Genomic DNA, 18,137 nt, shown 5'->3' with positions numbered 1-18,137 from the left:
GCCGCGGGCGTCCGCGCGAGCGTCCGCGTGAGGACCACCGCGACGGGCAATTGGTGGACCGATCCCACGCGCGGCCCGAGGTCGAGGTCGCCCGCGGCGGCTCACGCGAGCAGGATGCGGTCTGTCTTCAAGGACATGTCGTGGCGGCGGGGGACCCGACAGCGGGCGCTCGCGGCGGCGAGGGAATGGATGTCTCTCGAGACATGTCCTTGGAGTCATGTATCGCTCGGCCCGGGAGCGCTGGCGCGCGAGCCCGCGTTTGCATAGGGTCGCGGCATGCTTGATTTCTACCTTCGTCGCCTCGCCTTCACTCTGGTCGCCACGCTCACGGCCTGCGGTCCGAGCGATTCGAAATCGACCGACACCACCGATTCGAGCACGACGGCGGACCCCTCGACGGGCATCGGGACGACCGAGACGCCGACGACCGCGGCGCCGACGACCGACGCGGCGACGACGGACAATTCGACGAGCACGGGCGATGCGCCGACGCTGTGCGCCGACGCGGGGTCGGAGGCGGAGTGCATGGCGGCGACCGAGATGGACGAGGAGCTCGGGCTGCGCTGCCGCTGGGCGACGGTGCAGCGCTTCGTGGCAGGCATGGGCGGCGAGGGCTGCAGCTTCGAACCGGCCGGCGGGGCGTGCGTGCTGGCCAACTTCGCGGAGGGCGGCGCCGGTTGCTTCGGGTTCTGGCGCGAGCCGGAGCCGGGTGAGGTCGTGTTCGCCCGCTGGGACTGCGGGACGCCCAAGAGCGACGCGTGGCAGAGCTGCTACGAGATCGAGATGGCGAGCCCGGGCCACGAGGCGTGCTTCTGCATGAACGCGGGCGGGTGACGGCAAGGGCGCGACGGCTCACCTCTTTTCGAAAGCGCGGCGGCCGTCGCTGCGCAGCCAGTGATTCGCGTGAGTCGATCCGAGCCAGCGCATTCTGAGACAGAATGCGAGGCTCGCGGGTCGCCGCCGCGGGGTCGTGGCGAGGACCCGTGAGCGACCGTCAGCCGGTGGTGCTGTCGTCGCCGGCGGTGCCGGTGGTGCCGGTGGTGCCGTCGGGCGCGTAGGCGGGGCAGTCGTCAGAGTCGGGCGGGTCGGCGACGCAGCCGTGCCCCTCGGCGACGCAGGGCGAACAGTAGGGCCGCGCCGGGCTGTTGTCGGCGCACCAGGCGTCGCTGTGGACGTCCCGGTGGACGCAGTGGTCGGGGTTGGGGATCCGGCAGGCCCCGGCGAGGAAGGCGAGCACGAACAGAAGCGGCCTCATGGGACAGGTCCGGCGCGGCGCGGGGCCGGGATTGCGGGTAGATGTCTCATGGGACAGGGCGCGCGCCGGCGAGGGGCAGACGCATCGGGCCGCGGGAATGGTGAGACATGGCTCATGGGTCAGGTGCGACGGCGCGCCGAGAGAATGCGAGGAGATGGCTCACGGGACAGCCACTGCGGCGCGCAGGCGCTGGGCCAGGCGGCCGGCCTTGCGGGCGGCGAGCAGGGTGAGGAGCCAGGTGGCGGCCAGGCCGGCGCCGACGGCCAGGAGGGCGGCGCCGGCGGGGCGGTAGGTGACGAGCGCGGTCGGGTCCTCGGGATCGAGCGCGAGCGGTCGGGCCAGCAGGGCGACGCCGGTGGCGATGGCGCCGAGGCCGAGGCCGCCCGCCACGCCGCCGAGGATCAGCAGGCGACGACAGGCGCCCGAGCCGTGGCACAGGCGGCCGCCGGGGGCCGGGGCGGGGCCCTCGACCAGCGGCGGCCCGGCGACGGCCTCGGCGGGCACCGGCGGGCTGGCCGGGTGGACAGCTTCGGTGGGCCTGTCCGAAGGGACAGGCGCAGAGGCGGGGCCGGGCATGCCGGGGGTCGCCAGGCCGGGCGAGGTCGCCGTCGGCGTGCGCGCGCCAGGCCCGGCGGCGGGGCCCGGACCAGGCGGGGGCGCGGAGCCGTTCGCGGGGCCGTTCGCGGGCTGAGCCGCGGGGCCGGGCGGGCTCGGGGCCGGGCGCGGCTGGCCCGAGGTCGCGGGCAGCGGGCCGAAGGGTGTCTCAGGGGACATGTCCACAGCGACAGGTTCCCAGGGACCTGGCGCAGGGGACATGTTCGCAGGGGCAGCCGGCGCGGCGGCCAGCGCGAGCGCGGCGAGGGCCGCGGCGAGGGGGCTAACCGCCATGGGTCGGCTGGGCGCGGGTGGCCAGGCCGGCGGCGTCGGCGACCGGCTGGAGGACGACGCGGGCGAGGCCGCGGAGCAGCGGCTCGTGCTGGATGACGCGGGCCAGCGGCGGGCTGTAGGCGTAGTAGAAGCGGACCAGGTCGATGCCGGTGGGGGTGGTCTTGAGGTAGGCGTCGCGGAACGAGCGCAGCGCGGCGACCTGGGCGGCCCACGGGGCGCCCCAGGCGGCGGTGGCGACGAAGCAGAAGCTGTCGACGGTCTGGAACTCCTGCGCCTGGGTCGTGATCTCGGCGCCGACGATCGGGCTGCGGTTGGTGCACTTGTCCTCGTACACGACCGCGAACTGGTAGGTGTAGTCGCCCCACAGCTCGCCGATCTCGAGCGTCACCAGGCCCTCGGTGGCCGCGAGCTCGGCGGCGCTGAAGGTCTTGAGGAAGGCCGCGCCGAGCAGCTCGTCGGTCAGCGGGTTGTCGCCGGTGATGTGATAGACGTGGATCTTGGTCAGCGAGAAGTCGGGGTCCGGCTGCGCGGGCATGCGGAAGCTGAGCTGGACGCGGTCGAACGACATGCCGGCGAGCGCGAGGTCGTCGATCGGGGCCAGCGGGGCGATCTGGCCGCACTGGCCCCAGCCGTCGCTGTCGTCGCCGCTGTCGCTGTCGGTGGTCTGCTCGCCGGTGGCGCCAGTGCCGTCGCCGGTGCCGTCGCCGGTGCCGTCGCCGGTGTCCGAGCCGTCGCTGGTGGTGGTGCCGCCGCTGTCCTTGCCGTACGAGAACACGCCCCAGCGGAACGTGTCGCCGTTCTTGCTCATGATCCGCAGGCGGTCGGCGCCGCTGCCGTTCGACTCGCTGAGCTTGCCGTCGGCGGGGTGCAGCGAGCCGGTGGCGCCGTTCCAGTCGCCGTAGCCGAGGTACTGGGTGGTGCCGACGAATTCGCGCTCGCGCGGGTCGAACGCGACCTTGTAGACGACCGAGGGCTGGCCGAGGAACTCGATGCCGTAGTTCTCGAGGCGGGTGTCGACGAAGTGGTCGTCCTCGCGGTCGTAGTCGAAGTCGGCGTTCTCGTCGCGCTCGAGGTTGACCTCGACGTAGGCGGTCAGCGGGCCCTTGGCGACCGCCTCGGGCGACAGCAGCAGGGTGGTGAACTCGGCCATGTCGCCGACCGGGGTGGCGGCGGTGACGGCGTCGAGGTCATTGATGTCGGCGTATTGCTTGATGTCCTCGTGGTCGCCGCCGGCCTCGAAGTCGACGAGGTCGTTGCGCGGCGGGTAGAACACCTGGTTGCCCTTGGGATCGAAGCGGCCCTTGTCGGACTGAAAGACCTTGGGCGAGGGGCAGGTCTTGGTGTCGACGGAGATGGTCTCGTGCTCGGAGGCGGTCAGCGGCCGGCAGTAGTAGTTCTCGGCGGAGCTGCTGTTCTCGTGCCAGCCGAGCGACTCGAGGTCGGCCGGGTTGTCGTCGTGGAAGACGATCCGCGGGTACTTCTTGCCGCGCCGGTGCGACCACACCGGCAGCACGTTCTGCCGCGGGCCGTAGGGCGCGCGCCAGCTCGACACGAAGTTCCAGATGCCGGGCCGGTTGCCGATGCCGTACTTGCCGGTGGCCTGCGTGACGAGGACGTCTTGCACAAAGTTGCCGTCCTGATCCTCGAGCCAGATCGCCATCTGGACGTCGGGCACCGGGGTGTAGTGGAACTCGACGAGGATCGGCTCGTCGGCGGCGGCCTCGCGCGCCAGGCCCAAAAGACCGGCTGACACGGCGAGGACGCTCAGGACAGTCCAGGGGCGCGAGGCGGGCACGGCGGCAGCATATCACGCCAGGGTACCGGCCCATCCGCCCGCGCCTGGAGCCGCGCGCGCGTCGGGAACGGTTTTGCGCGGCAGGCGCAATTCGCCGGCTGCGCCTCGTTCGCGCCGATTTCTGGCGGTCCGGGCGCGAGTGCGCCAGATCACCGCTGCATGCGTGGACCGACCGTAGAGTAAGAGGGTCGTGGCTGGCGGCTCCTCCCATCGCCTCGCTCGCGCGGACGCGCGACGCCGCGGCGCGCCCCGCAGGTCGGGCACGCGCGCGGCAGGGGTGATCCTGGCCGGCGTGGCGACGCTGACGTGCGGGCCGCGGCCAGGCACCGGGGCGGCCGTGCCAGCGCTCGGCAGCCAGAGTCAGCTTCCAGGCGGGCCACCGCCGCCGCGCACCGGGCTCGGCCTGCCGAGCCTGGCGGTGGCCTGGTCGCCGCCGACGCTGACGGCCGGCGACGCGGAGGCGCTGGCGACCGCGCTGACGGCCTCGCCGACGGTCGAGGTGCTGCTCGGCCCGGGCCTGGCCGGCTGGGACGCGCGCGTGGGCCCGGCGCTGCAGGCGTTGAGCCCGGCGCTGCGGATCTCCAGCGTGCGCCAGGCCGAGCAGGCGGCGATCGTGGCCCAGCCGGCGGCGCTGACCGCCGCGCGCGAGCCGGGGGCCGGCCGCCCGCGCTACCGGGCCGATGGGATCCTGCTCCAAAGGACATGGCTGCAAAGACATGACCCGAGCGCCATATCGATCGTCAGCGTCGACGCGGCGCCGATCGACCTGACGGCCTGGAAGGCGCTGCCGGCCGCGCGCGTCGGCGGCTGCGAGCCGGCGATCCGGGCCCTGGCGGAGGGCCAGGAGCAGGGGCTGGCGCAGCTCGAGGGCTTCCTCAACCACGCGGACGCGCTGCTGTGGCGCTACTACAGCGCGGAGCTGGCGGCGTTCGTGCCGGAGATCCACGCGGAGCTGCGGGCCTTCGCCGGGGCCGAGGCGCCGAGCGAACCTGACGCGAGGGCCAGGTACGAGTGCGGCCGGGCCTACTGGGAGTACGTGCAGCCATACGCGACCTGCGCGTCGGCCGACCGCTGCCCGGTGGCGCCGCGGGTGGTGCTGTCGGCCGGCGGGGCCCGGGTGGCGGCGCCCGAGCCGGGGCTGGCGCTGTCCGAGCGCTGCCCGATGCTGGTCGGCCGCGATTATCCAGGCGAGCTGCGCCAGCTCGGCCGCGATGCGGCGGAGGCCGCGACGGCGGCGCTCGACCGCGACTGGTCGACCCTGGCCGACCGCCTCGGCGCAGTGGCCGAGGTGCATGCCGTGCTCGAGGATATCTGCACGCCCCGCCGCTGGCGCTTCACCGGCGCCGACCTGCTCGAGGCCCGCAGCCGCCTGGCCAGCGTCGGCGACCTGCTGGCCAGCCCGGAGCTGGCCCAGCCACAAGCAGGCTGGCGCGTGGAGGAGGCCGATCTGTTCGTGCCAGGCGCGGGGCCGATGCACCAGCTGGCCCGCTTCGACCCGGGGCCGGCCGCGGTCAACCAGACGATCGCGACCGAGGCGAGGGCGCTGCGCGAGTTCGTGCTGTCCCGCGCGCAATGCCGTGCAGGTCACGACCCACGGCCGATGTCCGTGCTGGTGGCGGACACGGAGACGGGCCGCGCGCGCTTCTTCGGCTACCTGTACGCGGAAGAGCTGGTGTGCGGCGAGCTGCCTCCGCTCGGGCGCGAGTGAGACGTCGAGCGCCGCGGGCACGGGCGGCGAAGAAGCTTCGCCGTGATGGCGCGAAGGACATGTCGTAAGGGGCATGTCTCATCGGGCATGTGCTTCGGAGCATGTCGAGGCGGACATGTCCCGTTGGGCGCGGTTTCGTGCGGTGAGCGAGGCGCGCGCTTGACCGGCCCCGGGCGGCTTGCGATCGTGCTGGGGTGGATGACGACGCGCTGCTGACGAGCTGGCGGGCGGGGCGGCGCGAGGCCGGGCAGGCGCTGATCGAGCGCCACTACGCGGCGGTGTTCCGGTTCTTCCACGGCAAGGCGCCGCCGCCGGTGTGCGAGGACCTGGCGCAGAAGACGTTCGAGACGCTGTGCCGGCGGCAGGAGGGGTTCCGCGGCGAGGGCTCGTTCCGCGCCTACTTGCTCGGGGTGGCCCGCTTCGTCCTGATGGGCTGGAGCCGCCGCGAGCGCCGCTTCGAGGCGATCGACGACAGCGCATTGCCGGCGGCCGATCCGTCGCCGAGCGGGACGCTGGCCCAGCAAGAGACGCTGCGGCTGGTGGCGACGGCGCTGCGCGGGCTCGACCTCGACGACCAGATCCTCATCGAGCTCAAGGACTGGGAGGGGCTGGCGCAGGCGGAGCTGGCAGCGCTGTTCAAGGTGCCGCAACCGACGGTGGCGCGCCGGCTGCAACGCGCGCGCGGCCGCCTGCGGGCCGCAGTGGACGCGCTGGCGGCCGGGACCTCGCACGCGCCGGCGCTGCGTGACCTCGACAGCTGCCTGGCCAGCATCCGCGCCGACATCGAGGCCCGCTTCGGCCGGGTGCGGGTCGAGGGCGCGTGAAAAAAAGATCGGGGGGCGGGGATCACGAGCCGCCGTCGCGGCACATGTCCAGCGAGGCCCCATCCGACGTGCCCGCGCTCGCACTCCACCCCGACCCCGCGCCCTCGACGGCGATCCGCGAAGCACGGGCGCGGCTGCTGGCGCGCGTCGATCGCCTGAGTGACGCGTCCGAGGCGGCGGACGGGCCGGAGGGCGACGAGCGCTACGCGATCGGCGAGGTGTTCGCGGCCGGCGGGTTGGGGGTGATCCGGCGCGCATACGATCGCCATCTGGGACGCACGGTGGCGATCAAGACGCTGCGGCGGCGCGACCCGGAGGCGGCGCGGCGGTTCGCGCTCGAGGCCCGCATCACGGCGCGGCTGCAGCACCCGGGGATCGTGCCGCTGCACGACGTGGGCTCCTTCGCCGACGGCGAGCCCTATTACTGCATGAAGCTGGTCGAGGGCGAGTCGCTGGCGCGGGTGATCGCCGACGAGCCGAGCCTGCGCGGGCGCATCGGCCTGGTGGCGCACGTGCTCGCGGCCGCCGACGCGATCGCGTACGCGCACCAGCACGGGGTGGTCCACCGCGACCTCAAGCCGAGCAACATCCTGATCGGCCCGCACGGCGAGACGGTGGTGATCGACTGGGGCCTGGCCAAGGACACCCGAGCGGCGCAGCCCGGCGAGTCGGCGGGCGAGGGCGCAGCCGCGGCGGGCGACGCGACGGGCGTCGGGGCGGTCGTCGGCACGCTGCGCTACATGCCGCCGGAGCAGGCCCGCGGCGCGACGGTCGATGCTCGCACCGATGTCTATGCGCTCGGCGCGGTGCTGTTCCACGTGCTGGCCGGGCGCCCGCCGCACGCGTCGCTGGAGGCGTCGCAGCTGCTGGAGCGCCTGCTCGCCGAGGAGGTCGAGGACCTGCGTCCGCTGGCCGCCGAGGCGCCGCGCGAGCTGGTGGCGATCGCACAAAAGGCCATGTCCCCGCGGCCAGGTGATCGCTATCCCGGGGCGGCGGCGCTGGCCGACGATCTGCGGCGGTTCGCGGCCGGGCGGCTGGTCGACGCGCACCGCTATCAGGCGGGCGAGCTGCTGCGCTTGTGGCTCAGGCGTCATCGCGTCGCGGTGACGGCGGCCGCGGCGGTGCTGGTGGCCGTGGCGGCGGGGTCGATCGTGTACGTGCGCGGGCTCGAGGCCGCCAGGTCGCGCGCGGAGGCAGCCGAGGCCGAGGCGCGGCGGCGAGCCAACGACGCGGTGCTGGCGCAGGCGCGCGGCGGCCTCGACGACGATCCGGCCGAGGCGCTGCGACTGTTGCGAGAGGTCGACCTGAGCGATCCGCTCGACCTTCGGAGGGCCCGCGCCGTCGCCGTCGCGGCGATCGTCCGCGGCGCGCCGGATCGGGTGCTCCGCGGGCACGCGCGGCGGGTCGAGCGCGTGGCGCCGCTGGCCGACGGCGGGCTCGTGAGCATCGACGGCGGCGGGGTCGTGCGGCGCTGGAACTTGGGGACAGGTCGCGGCGAATCGGTGATCGATCTGGCGGCGCCGTTCGGCTCGGTGGTCGCCGCCGCCGAGGCGCCCGTGTGGGCGGCGCTGGCCGGATCGCACGGCGTGATCGTCCGCGGCGAGGAGGCGCCGGAGGCGATCGATCTGTCGTCGCTGCCGATCGGCGCCGGGCTCACGTCGCACCGATGGGAGATGTCGCGGGGCGGCGAGACCCTGGCGTCGCTCGGGGTGATGGGACTCGGGTGGCTCGACCCGGCGGCGGCCTACACCTGGGACCTGACGATGCGGCCGGCGCCGATGACCGCGCTGCCGTTCCCGCGGTCCCTCCGGGCCGCGATGAGCCCCGATGGGCGCTCGATCGCCGTCAGCGGTGTGCAGCAGACGGCCCTCCTGGTGACGGGCGACGAGATCACACCGCTCCCTGACCTGCGCATTCCGACGATGTTCGCGCCCAGCGGGCTGTGGCTGCTCGAGCCCGGCAAGGCGCTGTCTCTGCGCGACGGCACCACGCGGCCGCTCGAAGGCCGCCCGCTGGCGATCTCGCGCGACGATCGGGCGCTCGTGCTGCGCAAGCGGCCGGACCTCCCCCCGAGCATGGACGAGCCGCAGCTGGTGCGGATCGATCTCGAGTCAGGGGAGTCGCTGTGGGAGACCGACCTTTACCGCTCCTTCGCGCAGCGGCAGGCGTTCGCCGAGAGCCAGAGCGAGCTCACGGTGGCCGACGCCGGCGATCGGTTTGCGAGCCGCTATGACGGTCGCTGGTTGTTGTGGTCGGTGGAGAGCGGGCGGATCTTCCGCGCGCTGGCCGGCGGCGAGCACGAGCGCGGCGCGTTCACGACTGACGGGGGGTTCGTCGGCACGCGGGGCCGTGATCTATGGTGGTGGCGGCCCGAGCCTTTACCACATGTCCGGAAGGACAGGTGGCTCGCGGCTGCGCCCGACGACAGCCACGCCATCGCCGTCTCGCTCGGGGGCCGCGGCGAGCCCGAGCTCGTGCGGATCCGCGACGGCCGCCGCAGCCGCGTGATGTGTCCCCTGCAGCTCGATCTGGTCCAAGACTATGGGCGGCCGTCACGTCGGGCCTGCGACGGCCGCGGCCGGGCGCTGATCGTCGGCCGCGAGCGTGGCGCCTGCCTGATCGAGGGCGACGGCGTCGGCTCGATCATCGCCGCCGATGACCCGGTCCGGGCGGTCGCGCTGGCCGAGTCGGGGGACACGTACGCGCTCGGATTGGCCGACGGCACCGTGCTCGCGTTCACCGGCGCGGGCCCGCCGGCGCGCTGGCAGCTCGACGGTGAGGTCCTGCAGCTGTGGGCCACCGCGACGGGCACCGACCTGATCGCGCACACGAGCTCGGACATGGTGTTCGGCCTGCACGTCGGCGACGGCGCGCCGGTGCTGATCGGCGGCGTGCGTGGCGTGCGAAGCGGAACCCCGCCGATCGTGGCCCTCGACCCGCGCGGTTCGGCAGCCGCGATCGCGCTGCAGGGGACGGACACCCTGGCGTTCTACGAGGACGGCGTGGTGACGCGCCGGTCGCTGCTATTGGAGCCGTACCCTCGCCTGGCGTTCAGCCCGAGCGGCGCGCTCGTGGCGGTGACGACCGCGGGCTACGGGGTGCAGGTGCTCGCGGGCGCGGACGACCCGGGCCGCGAGCACCTGCTGCCCGCAGGGGCCCAGGAGCTCGCGTTCGTCGCCGAGGACGAGCTGCTGATCCACGACGTCGACGACTCGGTGCTGCGGCTCGACCTCGTGCTCGGCGAGATCGTCGTGCTGCAGCAGGAGCTCCACGTCAGGTCGCTCGGCCTGGGCCTGCTGGCGCCGACCCGTGGGGACGCCCCCGGGCCGTTCACAGAGGCGCTGGGCCGGGCCGCGGATGTCCCGAGAGACAGAGATGGTCTGACGCGCTGGCTGATGGCGCGCACCGAGTAAGCGAAGTAACGAGTCGAGGAGCACGCCGCATTGGGCGGTGTGTGCAATGCATGTTGTTCATTGGAGGTCGATCGATCATGAGAGTGATTCATGCGAGTTTGGGTATCTTGTGGGTGCTGAGCGCGTGCCCGGCGGGGCCGGAGGCGCCAGAGCCGGAGACTGCGTCGGGCGACGAGCCGCAGACGACGGGGACGACCCTCGAGCCGGAGACGGCCGGGCCGGGTCCGACGACGACGACGACGACGGACGAGCCGACCGGGACGGCGGCGACGACCGAACCGGCGGCGCCGTGCCCTGACGGCGACCTCGACGAAGGCGAGGCGTGCGACGACGGCAACGACCTCAACGGCGACGGCTGCAACAACGATTGTCAGCCGTCGGGCCAACTGTTGGTCGAGCTTCGCCCGCCCACCCGCGGTTCGGACGTGGTGAACGCGCTGGCGGTGGACGCCGACGGCAGCATCGTCGCCGGCGGGCTCGATCCCGGGTTCACCCGCTGGGTCGGTCGCTTCAGCGATACGCTCGAGCCGCAGTGGTCGCAGTCCTACGGCGCAGAATTCGGGCTCGTCACCGGCGTGGCGACGTTCGCTGGCGGCATCTACGCCGCGGGCGGATTTGCCACCGACGATGACGCCCACGACGTCTGGCTGGCGCGCCTCGATCCCTCGGGCGCGGTGGTGTGGGAGGACACCCTCGGCAGCGGCCTCGGCGAGGACTATCTCACCGACGTTGCGATCGTCGGCGAGGACGAGCTGATCGTCTCCGGCTTCGTGGTCGGCGAGGACGGCCTCCATGAGCTGTGGGCCCGGCGCTATGCCGCCGACGGGATCGCGCTGTGGACCAGCGGCTTCTCGCTGGGCATCCAGAGCAAGATCTGGCCCCTGGGCCCCGGGCTGGTGGTGACGCCGGAGCACGCGGTGCTCGGCTGGTCGCGGCCCCTCGACGGGACGAGCCCGGGGTTGCTCGTCGCGTTCCCGGTCGGCGGCGGTGGCGACCCGAGCTGGACGCTCGAGTACGCCGGCGAGAACGCGGTGATCCAGGCGCTCGCGCGTGAACCGGGAGGCGACCTGGCGCTCGCCGGCAGGGTCGGCGAGGCGATGACGGTGCGCCGGGTGACGAGCACGGGCGCCGGGGTGTGGTCGAGCGACGCGTGCACGGGCACGTACGGCCGCGACATCGCGGTCGACAGCCAGGGCGACGTGGTCGCCATCGGCGACGGCCCCGGCGCGACCGGCCTTAACATTCGCCTTTGCAAGTTCTCGCCGGAGGGCGAGCTGCGGTGGGGCAAGGACATCGACGGCGGCTTCGGGACCGACATCGGCTACGCGGTGGCGATCGGCGCCGGCGACCGGATCGTCGCCGGCGGCAGCATGGCTTCGGAGACGCAGGTCAGCGATCTGTGGCTGGCCGTGTTCTCGCCGTAGCCGCGGCGAAGGATCGGCCGGAGCCCGGTCGCTGGCCGCACGAACATGTCATAAAGATGATGTTCGAATGAGCATGTTCTTTCGGACATGTCGTGATGGTCATGCCGTGCCGCTCGGGACGGCCCATCACGCCGAGGGCGTGCGACATCGGAGGGGCGCTTCGTCGACCTGAGCGGTCCGGGCTCTGTATGGGGCAACAAGTGCGGGCCCACGCCGGGCCGGCTCACTCGGCGGTCTTGATGATCGTCTCGGCCAGCGCCGTGAGCCCGCGCTTGGCGACGGTGACGACCTTGGGCGAGCGGCGATCGGTGTAGAGCTGCGAGACCTTGTGGTCGAGCAGGGTGGCGCCCCAGACGACGATGCGATCGGCCCAGGCGAGGTCGTGCGCGGCGTCGTGGGCGGTGCGGCGGGCGGTGCCGTCGACGAGCCGGAGATCGATGCGGCCGCCGACGAGCGCCCGCAGCTCGTGGTGGAGCGGGGGCGAGCCGCCGACGACGACGAGGCGATGCCAGTCGCGCCGGGCCATGGCGACGAGGGCTCGCTCCCACGCGCTGCGGTTGGTCGAGCCGCCGCAGAACTCGCACAGGCGGGCCGCGGGCGCGTCGAGGTCGACGACGATCCGGCCGTCGCCCGCGGCGGCCTCGCGACAGTGAGGTCGCGCGCATGTGCGGACGAACTGGGCGGCGATGACCTCCTCGACCCGCGGGCGTTTGCCGGCGGCCAGGTTGCGCTTGCCGGGGCGGGTGAGCCCGGCGCCCTCGAGCGCGGCGCGGCCCAGTTCGCGCGCTTCGCCGCTACGCAGCCCGTGTTCGGCCAGGAGCGCGTCGATGTCGAGGTCGCCGCTCACGCGGGGAAGCGTGGCACACTCCGGGGATGAACACCGCTACGCCGCGGACGACGCGGCCCGTGCTCCCTCGCCTCGACCTCCATGATTCACCGGGCGAGCGGCGTGCGCAGGACGCTCGTGTCGTCGCGCGCGGGAGGAGTTCGTGAAGCCGCGCGCCGCCCTGGTGTGGAATCCCGTGTCTGGCGTGGCCCGCGACGAGCTGCCCGAGGTCGTCGCCGCGCTGGAGCAGACGTACGAGCTCACGGTGTTCGAGACCAGCCCCGAGCGCGACGCGGACGCCTGCGCCGCGGCGGCGCTGGCCAGCGAGCCGAGCGTCGTGATCGCGGCCGGCGGCGACGGTACGGTCTCGCTGGTGGCGTCGCGGCTGATCGGCGGCGAAATTCCGCTGGCCGTGCTGCCGCGCGGTACTGCCAACAGCTTCGCCCGCGCGCTGGCGATCCCGCTCGACCTCGAGGGCGCGCTCGAGAACGCCTGCAAGGGTCAGCCGCACGCGATCGACACCGCCCGCGCGGCGGGCCGTGCGGTGCTGCTGTTCGCCTCGGTGGGCTTCCACGCCGCGGCGATCGGCGAGACCACGCGCGAGGCCAAGAACCGCTGGGGCCTGCTGGCGTACATCGCCACCGGTCTGCAGCGGATCTCCGAGCTCGAGCCGTTCGCGGTCGAGCTCGAGACGGAGAGCGAGGTCATCCGCTGCAAGCTCACCAACGTGGCGGTGGCCAACCTCGCGCCGCTGCACACCCTGTTCGCGCAGGGGCCGACGGCGGTGTGCGGCGACGACGGCCAGCTCGACGTCACGCTGGTCGCATTCGACGGCCTGGTGTCCGGCATCGGCACGGCGCTGCACCTGTACCGCTCCGGGCTCAGCCAGAACGCCGCGACGCGCGACGACATCGGCTACCTGCCGGTCAAGCGCGTGACGATCCGCGCCGACCCACCGCAGCCGGTGCTCGTCGACGGCGAAGACGTCGGCGAGACGCCCGTGACCGTTGAGTGCGTGCCCCGCAGCCTGCGGGTGCTGGTGCCCGCGCCGCCGCCGTCGGGCAGCTGCGACGAGCGCAAGCTCGAGGGGCTGCCGGAGCTCGAGGTCGAGCCGAAGCCGGACTGAGCCGTTCGGCGGCGCCCGGGACATGGCCGATCGGCCATGTCCTCGGGAGCATGTCACCAGTATCAGGGCTCGACGGCGAGCCGAGCTGATCCGTGGCGGGCGAACATGGTCGCCCGGACATGCCCTTGAGGTCATGTCCATCGAGGCATGGCGATTGGAGCATGTCCGTAAGGTCATGCAGAATTGCGGCGGCGAAGGCGCCGATGCGCGCGTTCGCGCGCCGTGACGCAGGGGCGCGGGCGCGCTAGGCTGAGGTCGCGTGAGCGGCGACCGGGCCATCCTGCACGTCGACATGGACGCGTTCTTCGCCTCGGTCGAGGTGCGCGAGGACCCGCGGCTGCGCGGGCAGCCGGTGCTGGTGGGCGGGGCCGGGCGGCGCGGGGTGGTGGCGGCGGCCAGCTACGAGGCGCGCAAGTTCGGCTGCCGCTCGGCCCAGCCGATGGCGGTGGCGCTGCGGATGTGCCCGCAGGCGGTGGTGGTGCCGCCGCGGCACGCGCTGTACAGCGAGGTGTCGCGGGCGGTGTTCGCGGTGTTCGAGCGGTTCTCGCCGCTGGTCGAGGGGCTGTCGATCGACGAGGCGTTCATCGACCTGGCCGGTACCGAGCGGCTGTGGGGGCCGCCGCGCGGGGTGGCCGAGGCGCTGCGGGTCGCGGTCCACGAGGAGGTCGGGCTGACGTGCTCGGTCGGGCTGGCGAGCGTGAAGTTTTTGGCCAAGATCGCCAGCGGGGCCAACAAGCCCGACGGGTTGACGGAGATCCCGGCGGGCACCGAGCTCGAGTTCCTGACGCCGCTGCCGATCGGCGAGCTGTGGGGTGTCGGGCCGCGCACGCAGGAGAAGCTGCACCGGCTCGGGGTGGCGACCGTCGGCGATCTGCGGCGGCTCGGCGAGGCGCGGCTGGTCGAGATGTTCGGGGCGCACGGGCTGCACATGCACCGGCTCAGCCTCGGGCTCGACGACCGCGCGGTGGTGCCCGACCGCGCGGCCAAGTCGCTCGGGCACGAAGACACCTACGCCGACGACATCGTCGGTGTGCCGGCGCTGCGCCGCAGCCTGCTGTCGCAGGCGACCCGCGTGGCCGATCGGCTGGTCGCCCAGGGCCTGAAGGCGCGCTGCGTGTGCCTCAAGATCCGCGACGGTGATTTTGTCACCGAGACCCGCCAGACGACCCTGCCGCGGGGCACCGACGATTATCGCGAGATCCACGGCGCCGCCTGTCGCCTGCTCGAGGCGGTCGACACCGACGGCCGCGGCTTCCGCCTGACCGGCGTCAGCGTGAGCCAATTCGAGGCGCCCGAGCGCGAGGTCCAGCTCGACCTGCTGGCGGCGGCGGCGGTCAGCGAGCCACCGCCGCGCAGCGCGGCCCTGCAGGCGGTGCTCTCGGCCGTGCGCGAGCGTCACGGCCACCAGGCGCTGTTCCCCGCCGAGGCCGGGAGCCAGCGCCGGCTCGGCGACACGGGGGCGATCACCCATTCGCGCCCGAGCGAGCCGGTCAAGCGGCGGCGGTGAGCCGGTCCCGCGCGAACCGGCGTTGAACAGCGTAGGCCGCGGCGTCGCGGGCAGGCGCCGCGAATGGATGTCCGCAGGACATGTTTTGAAGGACATGTAGCGCGCGTGGGCGAGCGTTGTCGGCCGCCCGGCGGTCCGCTAGCCTCGGCGGGATGGATGATGCCGACGAGCCGATCGGGGTGGCGCGCGTCGAGTTCGACGAGGCCGAGGAGCGCGGCCTGGAGCGGCTGGCCACGGCGATGGGGCTCGTCGGGCTGCTGCAGATGTTGCTGGGCGGGATCGGCGTGGTGCTCGCGCTCCTCCTCGTCGTGCAGAGCGGGGCCCATCCGATCCTGCTGCTCGTCGCGTTGTTGGGGGTGATCTACGTCGCGCTGCCGGTGTGGCAGGGGATGCTGCTGCGCGAGGCGGGCGAGGCGATCGGCAAGGTCGCGGGCTCCGACGAGGACGACCAGGAGTACCTCGCGTCGGCGTTTCGTCGCCTGCGCGTGGTGTTCATCGTCGAGCTGATCCTGGCGCTGTGGCCGGTGGTGCGGAAGCTGCTGTGACGGAGGTTGTATGAGCGACGCGCGAACGATCCCCTTCACGGACCCTCAGCGGGCGACGATCCGCGGCTGCGGCCTCCTGATGCTGCCGATCGGCCTGCTCGAGCTGTGGAGCGGCGTGGCCGCGCTGCTCGATCTGCTGCCGATCCTGGCGGTGGTGCAGGCGTGGCCGCTGGTCGGCGCGGCCGTGTTCGCCGCCGTCGAGGTCGCGCTCGGCCTCGGCTTGCTCGTCGGCGGCGTCGTGTTCTTCCAGGTCGCGCGCGCCGGCACCGTCGCCGCGCTGGTCCGCGGGCTGCGGGCGCTGTGCCTGGTGTTCGTCATCAAGGCGGTGCTGCTGCTGCTGCTGACCGCGTCGATGGCGTTCGTGCTGCTCGGCTTGCCGATGTTCGGCCGGTGATGGCCCGGGGGACATGTCCCCGGGGGCATGGTCTCAGGGGCATGTCCTCGAGGGCATGTCCTGGAGGATGGCGACGGCCTCGCGCGCGGCCCGGGCCGGTAGATAGGCGGTGTCGGCGACGCCGGAGATCACGCGGGTGAGGTGGTGGTCGACGCCGCGCGGCCGGGCCCAGGCCAGGCCGTCGGCGGCGCTGAGGTAGACGGAGAAGGCGTGGTGCATGGTGCCGGGGCGCTCGCCGATGACGTGGACGAGGCGCCGCGGGCCGGGCAGATCGGCGAACAGGGCCGCGCCGAGGGCGTAGCCGGCGCGGACGCGGCCGCCGGCGAGCACGAACACGTCGGGCGCGGGCGCGAAGCCGGCGGCGCGCAGCTCGGGGACCAGGACATCGAGGAACGGGAACAGGTGCTCGTCGTCCATCAGCGCGCGGGCGTTGAGGCCGTCGGACACGACCAGGACGGTGTCGAAGCGGCCGGCGTAGCTGTCCTTAAGGACATGTAATTCGGTGAGCGCGGCGGGGCTCAGCGCCTCGCCGGTGGGCGGGTGGAGGATGTATTCGTCGCGGTCGCCGGCGCAGGTGGCGAGGCGCCGGGCGCCGGGGATCTTGCTGACGAACTCGGCGCGCCACTCGGCGCGCAGGCTGTGCTTGGCGTCGTCGCAGAGGCCGCGGACTTCGGCGTCGAGGGCAGGCGGGAGGTCCCAGGGGCGGTCGCCGTGGCCCTCGCCGATCGCCACGCCGCGGGCGCGCACGGCCGCGAGCGCGGCCCGACCCTCGCCGGCGATGACGTCGTCCGGGCGGACGTCGCCGCGGGCGCGGCACAGCTGGAGGTGGACCCACACCGGATCGCCGAAGCGCGCGGTCGGCCGGCCGCGCGCATCGACGACGCCGAGGCGGTCGCGGAAGAACTCCCACATGCGATCGTCGACGCGGGTGCCGAACCGCTCGCGCAGGCGCACGTGGTCCTGAAAGGCGGTGGTGAGGTAGCCGAGCATCGGGTCGCTCTTGGTCGGCAGGGCCATGAGGTAGCCCGGGCAGGCCGGGGCGATCCGCTCGAGGCACCAGTCGAGGTCGTCGAGGCCGATGTCCATGTGCAGGGTGGCGCACACGTCGAGGCCGATCATCAGGCCGTGCAGCTTGGCCATGGCGATGTCCTCGAGGCAGCAGCGCACCAGCTGGTCGCGGGTGCGGAACACCTCGGGGCCGATGAAGCCGGCGACGTCGTTGACGTGGACCCACGGCTCCGGGTAGAGGCCGAGGCGGCGGCGAGCGTCGGCGACGTCGGCCCGCAGCAGGCGGGCGAGGCCGTACTTGCGGGCCTCGTGGACGACCATGTCGACGCCGCGGCCGTGGCCGTTGGTGAAGTCGGCGCCCTGACCTGTCTCGAAGTACAGGCCCCAGCGACCGGTGCGGCCGCGAGCGTGGCGGCGCAGACCCTCGAGGTCGAGGCCGAAGGTGGCGTTGGCGGCGTCGGAGCCGGCGATGCTCTGGAACCAGATCCCGGTGGTGCCGGGGGCGGCGCGCTCGACCGCGGCCTGGACCTCGATGTGGGCGAGCACGCAGTGGGGCAGGGTGTCCTGCAGGCCGAAATCGACCAGGATGTCCCAAAGGACAGCCTCGACCGCGGCCACCGAGCGCGGGTCGGACGACACGGGGTTGGTGCCGAGCACGACGTCGCCGACGGCGTAGGACCAGCCGGCCAGCACTTGCCAGCGGATGTCGTCGGGGTGGTCGGTCGGGCTGTTGGGCTGGATCCGTGCGCCGAGGTAGCCGCGCGCGCCGAGCCGGCTGCCGGGCAGCGGGTGGAACAGCCGCGCGCCGAGAGCGACGAGCTCGGCGTCGCTCATGATCTTGACCAGGCAGGCGACGACGTCGCTGGCGAGGCCGGGCAGCAGCTGGTTGACCTCGGCCTCGTCGGCGGTCAGCACGAAGGTCTTGAGCTGGCCCAAAGACCAGGTCGAGACGTGGGCCGCGGCGCGTGGGTCGAGGGCGGCGGCGAGGGCGTCGTGGAGCCCGTCGCGGAACAGCGGGGCGGCGGCGAGCCGGCCGACGGCGGTGGCGGCGAGGAGCCGGCGCGCGGCTGTCCGCGAGGACATGTCGGCCGCGGCGAGGCCGAGCGCGGCGTCACCCTCCTTGAAGGCGTTGGCAGCGCCGATCAGCTGGGCCCGGCGAACGTCGTCGCCGCCGGTGCGCGCGAGGTAGGCGAACAGGTCGTCGTCGGGCGAGGCGTCGTGGACTCGGACGGCCGGCATGCTCCCAGGAGACGATAGACCGGCCCGGACGCAGGGGCGAGCGCGCGGAGCCGAGAGGGACGGGAAGGGCGTTCAAGAGGGCGCGGGGGCGGGTTCGCGCAGGCGGCGCGGGCCGCTCGCCGGTGGGCGGGAACAGCTGCGAGAGCGAGCCGAGGCGGTGCATGGCTCGCGGGGCGCATGGCGAT

The 18,137-nt window shown here is 73.5% G+C and carries 14 protein-coding genes; 9 read left to right on the top strand and 5 right to left on the bottom strand.

Translation table 11 applies throughout. From position 1 onward, the window contains the following. Positions 1–276: 276 nt before the first annotated feature. Positions 277–834 (top strand): hypothetical protein, encoded by a 558-nt coding sequence (locus POL25_RS04130; protein ID WP_272084518.1) that lies wholly within the window; start codon positions 277–279, stop codon positions 832–834. Between the two features lie 160 nt (positions 835–994). On the opposite strand, the gene POL25_RS04125 is transcribed toward POL25_RS04130, so the two are convergent. The 3 genes from POL25_RS04125 to POL25_RS04115 all read right to left on the bottom strand — a co-directional run bounded on the left by POL25_RS04125 (position 995) and on the right by POL25_RS04115 (position 3,938). Continuing rightward, positions 995–1,255, bottom strand: coding sequence for a hypothetical protein (locus POL25_RS04125; RefSeq protein ID WP_272084517.1), 261 nt, complete (start codon positions 1,253–1,255; stop codon positions 995–997). A gap of 159 nt (positions 1,256–1,414) precedes the next feature. After that, positions 1,415–2,029 (bottom strand): hypothetical protein, encoded by a 615-nt coding sequence (locus tag POL25_RS04120; RefSeq protein ID WP_272084516.1) that lies wholly within the window; start codon positions 2,027–2,029, stop codon positions 1,415–1,417. Positions 2,030–2,132: 103 nt separating this feature from the next. Then, positions 2,133–3,938, bottom strand: a complete 1,806-nt coding sequence (locus tag POL25_RS04115) for a CFI-box-CTERM domain-containing protein (protein WP_272084515.1) — start codon at positions 3,936–3,938, stop codon at positions 2,133–2,135. A gap of 292 nt (positions 3,939–4,230) precedes the next feature. On the opposite strand from POL25_RS04115, the gene POL25_RS04110 reads away from it, so the two are divergent. From POL25_RS04110 to POL25_RS04095, 4 genes are all read left to right on the top strand, one after another. After that, entirely contained in the window at positions 4,231–5,646 is a 1,416-nt protein-coding gene (locus tag POL25_RS04110) for a hypothetical protein (protein WP_272084514.1), read from the top strand. A gap of 194 nt (positions 5,647–5,840) precedes the next feature. Continuing rightward, positions 5,841–6,470, top strand: coding sequence for an RNA polymerase sigma factor (locus POL25_RS04105; RefSeq protein WP_272084513.1), 630 nt, complete (start codon positions 5,841–5,843; stop codon positions 6,468–6,470). Positions 6,471–6,538: 68 nt separating this feature from the next. After that, on the top strand, positions 6,539–9,883 hold the full coding sequence (locus tag POL25_RS04100) for a serine/threonine-protein kinase (protein ID WP_272084512.1): 3,345 nt from the start codon (positions 6,539–6,541) through the stop codon (positions 9,881–9,883). A gap of 113 nt (positions 9,884–9,996) precedes the next feature. Next, on the top strand, positions 9,997–11,307 hold the full coding sequence (locus tag POL25_RS04095) for a hypothetical protein (protein WP_272084511.1): 1,311 nt from the start codon (positions 9,997–9,999) through the stop codon (positions 11,305–11,307). A 223-nt stretch (positions 11,308–11,530) separates the two neighbouring features. Here the strand turns inward: POL25_RS04095 and POL25_RS04090 are convergent, their stop codons facing one another. After that, positions 11,531–12,154 carry a hypothetical protein gene (locus POL25_RS04090; protein WP_272084510.1) on the bottom strand — a complete coding sequence of 208 codons (624 nt, stop codon included), beginning with the start codon at positions 12,152–12,154 and terminating at the stop codon, positions 11,531–11,533. A 142-nt stretch (positions 12,155–12,296) separates the two neighbouring features. Here POL25_RS04090 and POL25_RS04085 point away from each other — a divergent pair, with 142 nt between their 5' ends. The 4 genes from POL25_RS04085 (at position 12,297) to POL25_RS04070 (ending at position 15,705) form a co-directional block, all read left to right on the top strand. Further along, positions 12,297–13,259: a YegS/Rv2252/BmrU family lipid kinase gene (locus POL25_RS04085; RefSeq protein WP_272084509.1), complete on the top strand. Its 963-nt coding sequence runs from the start codon at positions 12,297–12,299 to the stop codon at positions 13,257–13,259. Between the two features lie 259 nt (positions 13,260–13,518). Beyond that, positions 13,519–14,766 (top strand): DNA polymerase IV, encoded by a 1,248-nt coding sequence (locus POL25_RS04080; protein WP_272084508.1) that lies wholly within the window; start codon positions 13,519–13,521, stop codon positions 14,764–14,766. Positions 14,767–14,918: 152 nt separating this feature from the next. Next, complete coding sequence (locus tag POL25_RS04075; RefSeq protein ID WP_272084507.1) at positions 14,919–15,311, top strand: hypothetical protein; 393 nt, start codon at positions 14,919–14,921, stop codon at positions 15,309–15,311. 10 nt (positions 15,312–15,321) lie between these two features. Next, the gene (locus POL25_RS04070) at positions 15,322–15,705 is read left to right on the top strand and encodes a hypothetical protein (RefSeq protein ID WP_272084506.1); all 384 of its coding nucleotides are present in this window, start codon (positions 15,322–15,324) and stop codon (positions 15,703–15,705) included. A 33-nt stretch (positions 15,706–15,738) separates the two neighbouring features. On the opposite strand, the gene eutB is transcribed toward POL25_RS04070, so the two are convergent. Beyond that, entirely contained in the window at positions 15,739–17,952 is a 2,214-nt protein-coding gene (eutB, locus tag POL25_RS04065) for an ethanolamine ammonia-lyase subunit EutB (RefSeq protein WP_272084505.1), read from the bottom strand. Between the last annotated feature and the right edge of the window lie 185 nt (positions 17,953–18,137).

Origin of the sequence: Nannocystis bainbridge, assembly GCF_028368995.1 — a bacterium.
Classification (GTDB): Bacteria; Myxococcota_A; Polyangia; order Nannocystales; family Nannocystaceae; genus Nannocystis; species Nannocystis bainbridge.
This window is presented reverse-complemented; position numbering and strand designations above follow the sequence as displayed.

Bases quoted from the DNA above. Each gene is read 5' to 3' on its own strand.
- POL25_RS04130 (WP_272084518.1), top strand. From the start codon at position 277: ATGCTTGATTTCTACCTTCGTCGCCTCGCCTTCACTCTGGTCGCCACG.
- POL25_RS04125 (WP_272084517.1), bottom strand. From the start codon at position 1,255: ATGAGGCCGCTTCTGTTCGTGCTCGCCTTCCTCGCCGGGGCCTGCCGG.
- POL25_RS04120 (WP_272084516.1), bottom strand. From the start codon at position 2,029: ATGTCCCCTGAGACACCCTTCGGCCCGCTGCCCGCGACCTCGGGCCAG.
- POL25_RS04075 (WP_272084507.1), top strand. From the start codon at position 14,919: ATGGATGATGCCGACGAGCCGATCGGGGTGGCGCGCGTCGAGTTCGAC.
- POL25_RS04070 (WP_272084506.1), top strand. From the start codon at position 15,322: ATGAGCGACGCGCGAACGATCCCCTTCACGGACCCTCAGCGGGCGACG.
- eutB (WP_272084505.1), bottom strand. From the start codon at position 17,952: ATGCCGGCCGTCCGAGTCCACGACGCCTCGCCCGACGACGACCTGTTC.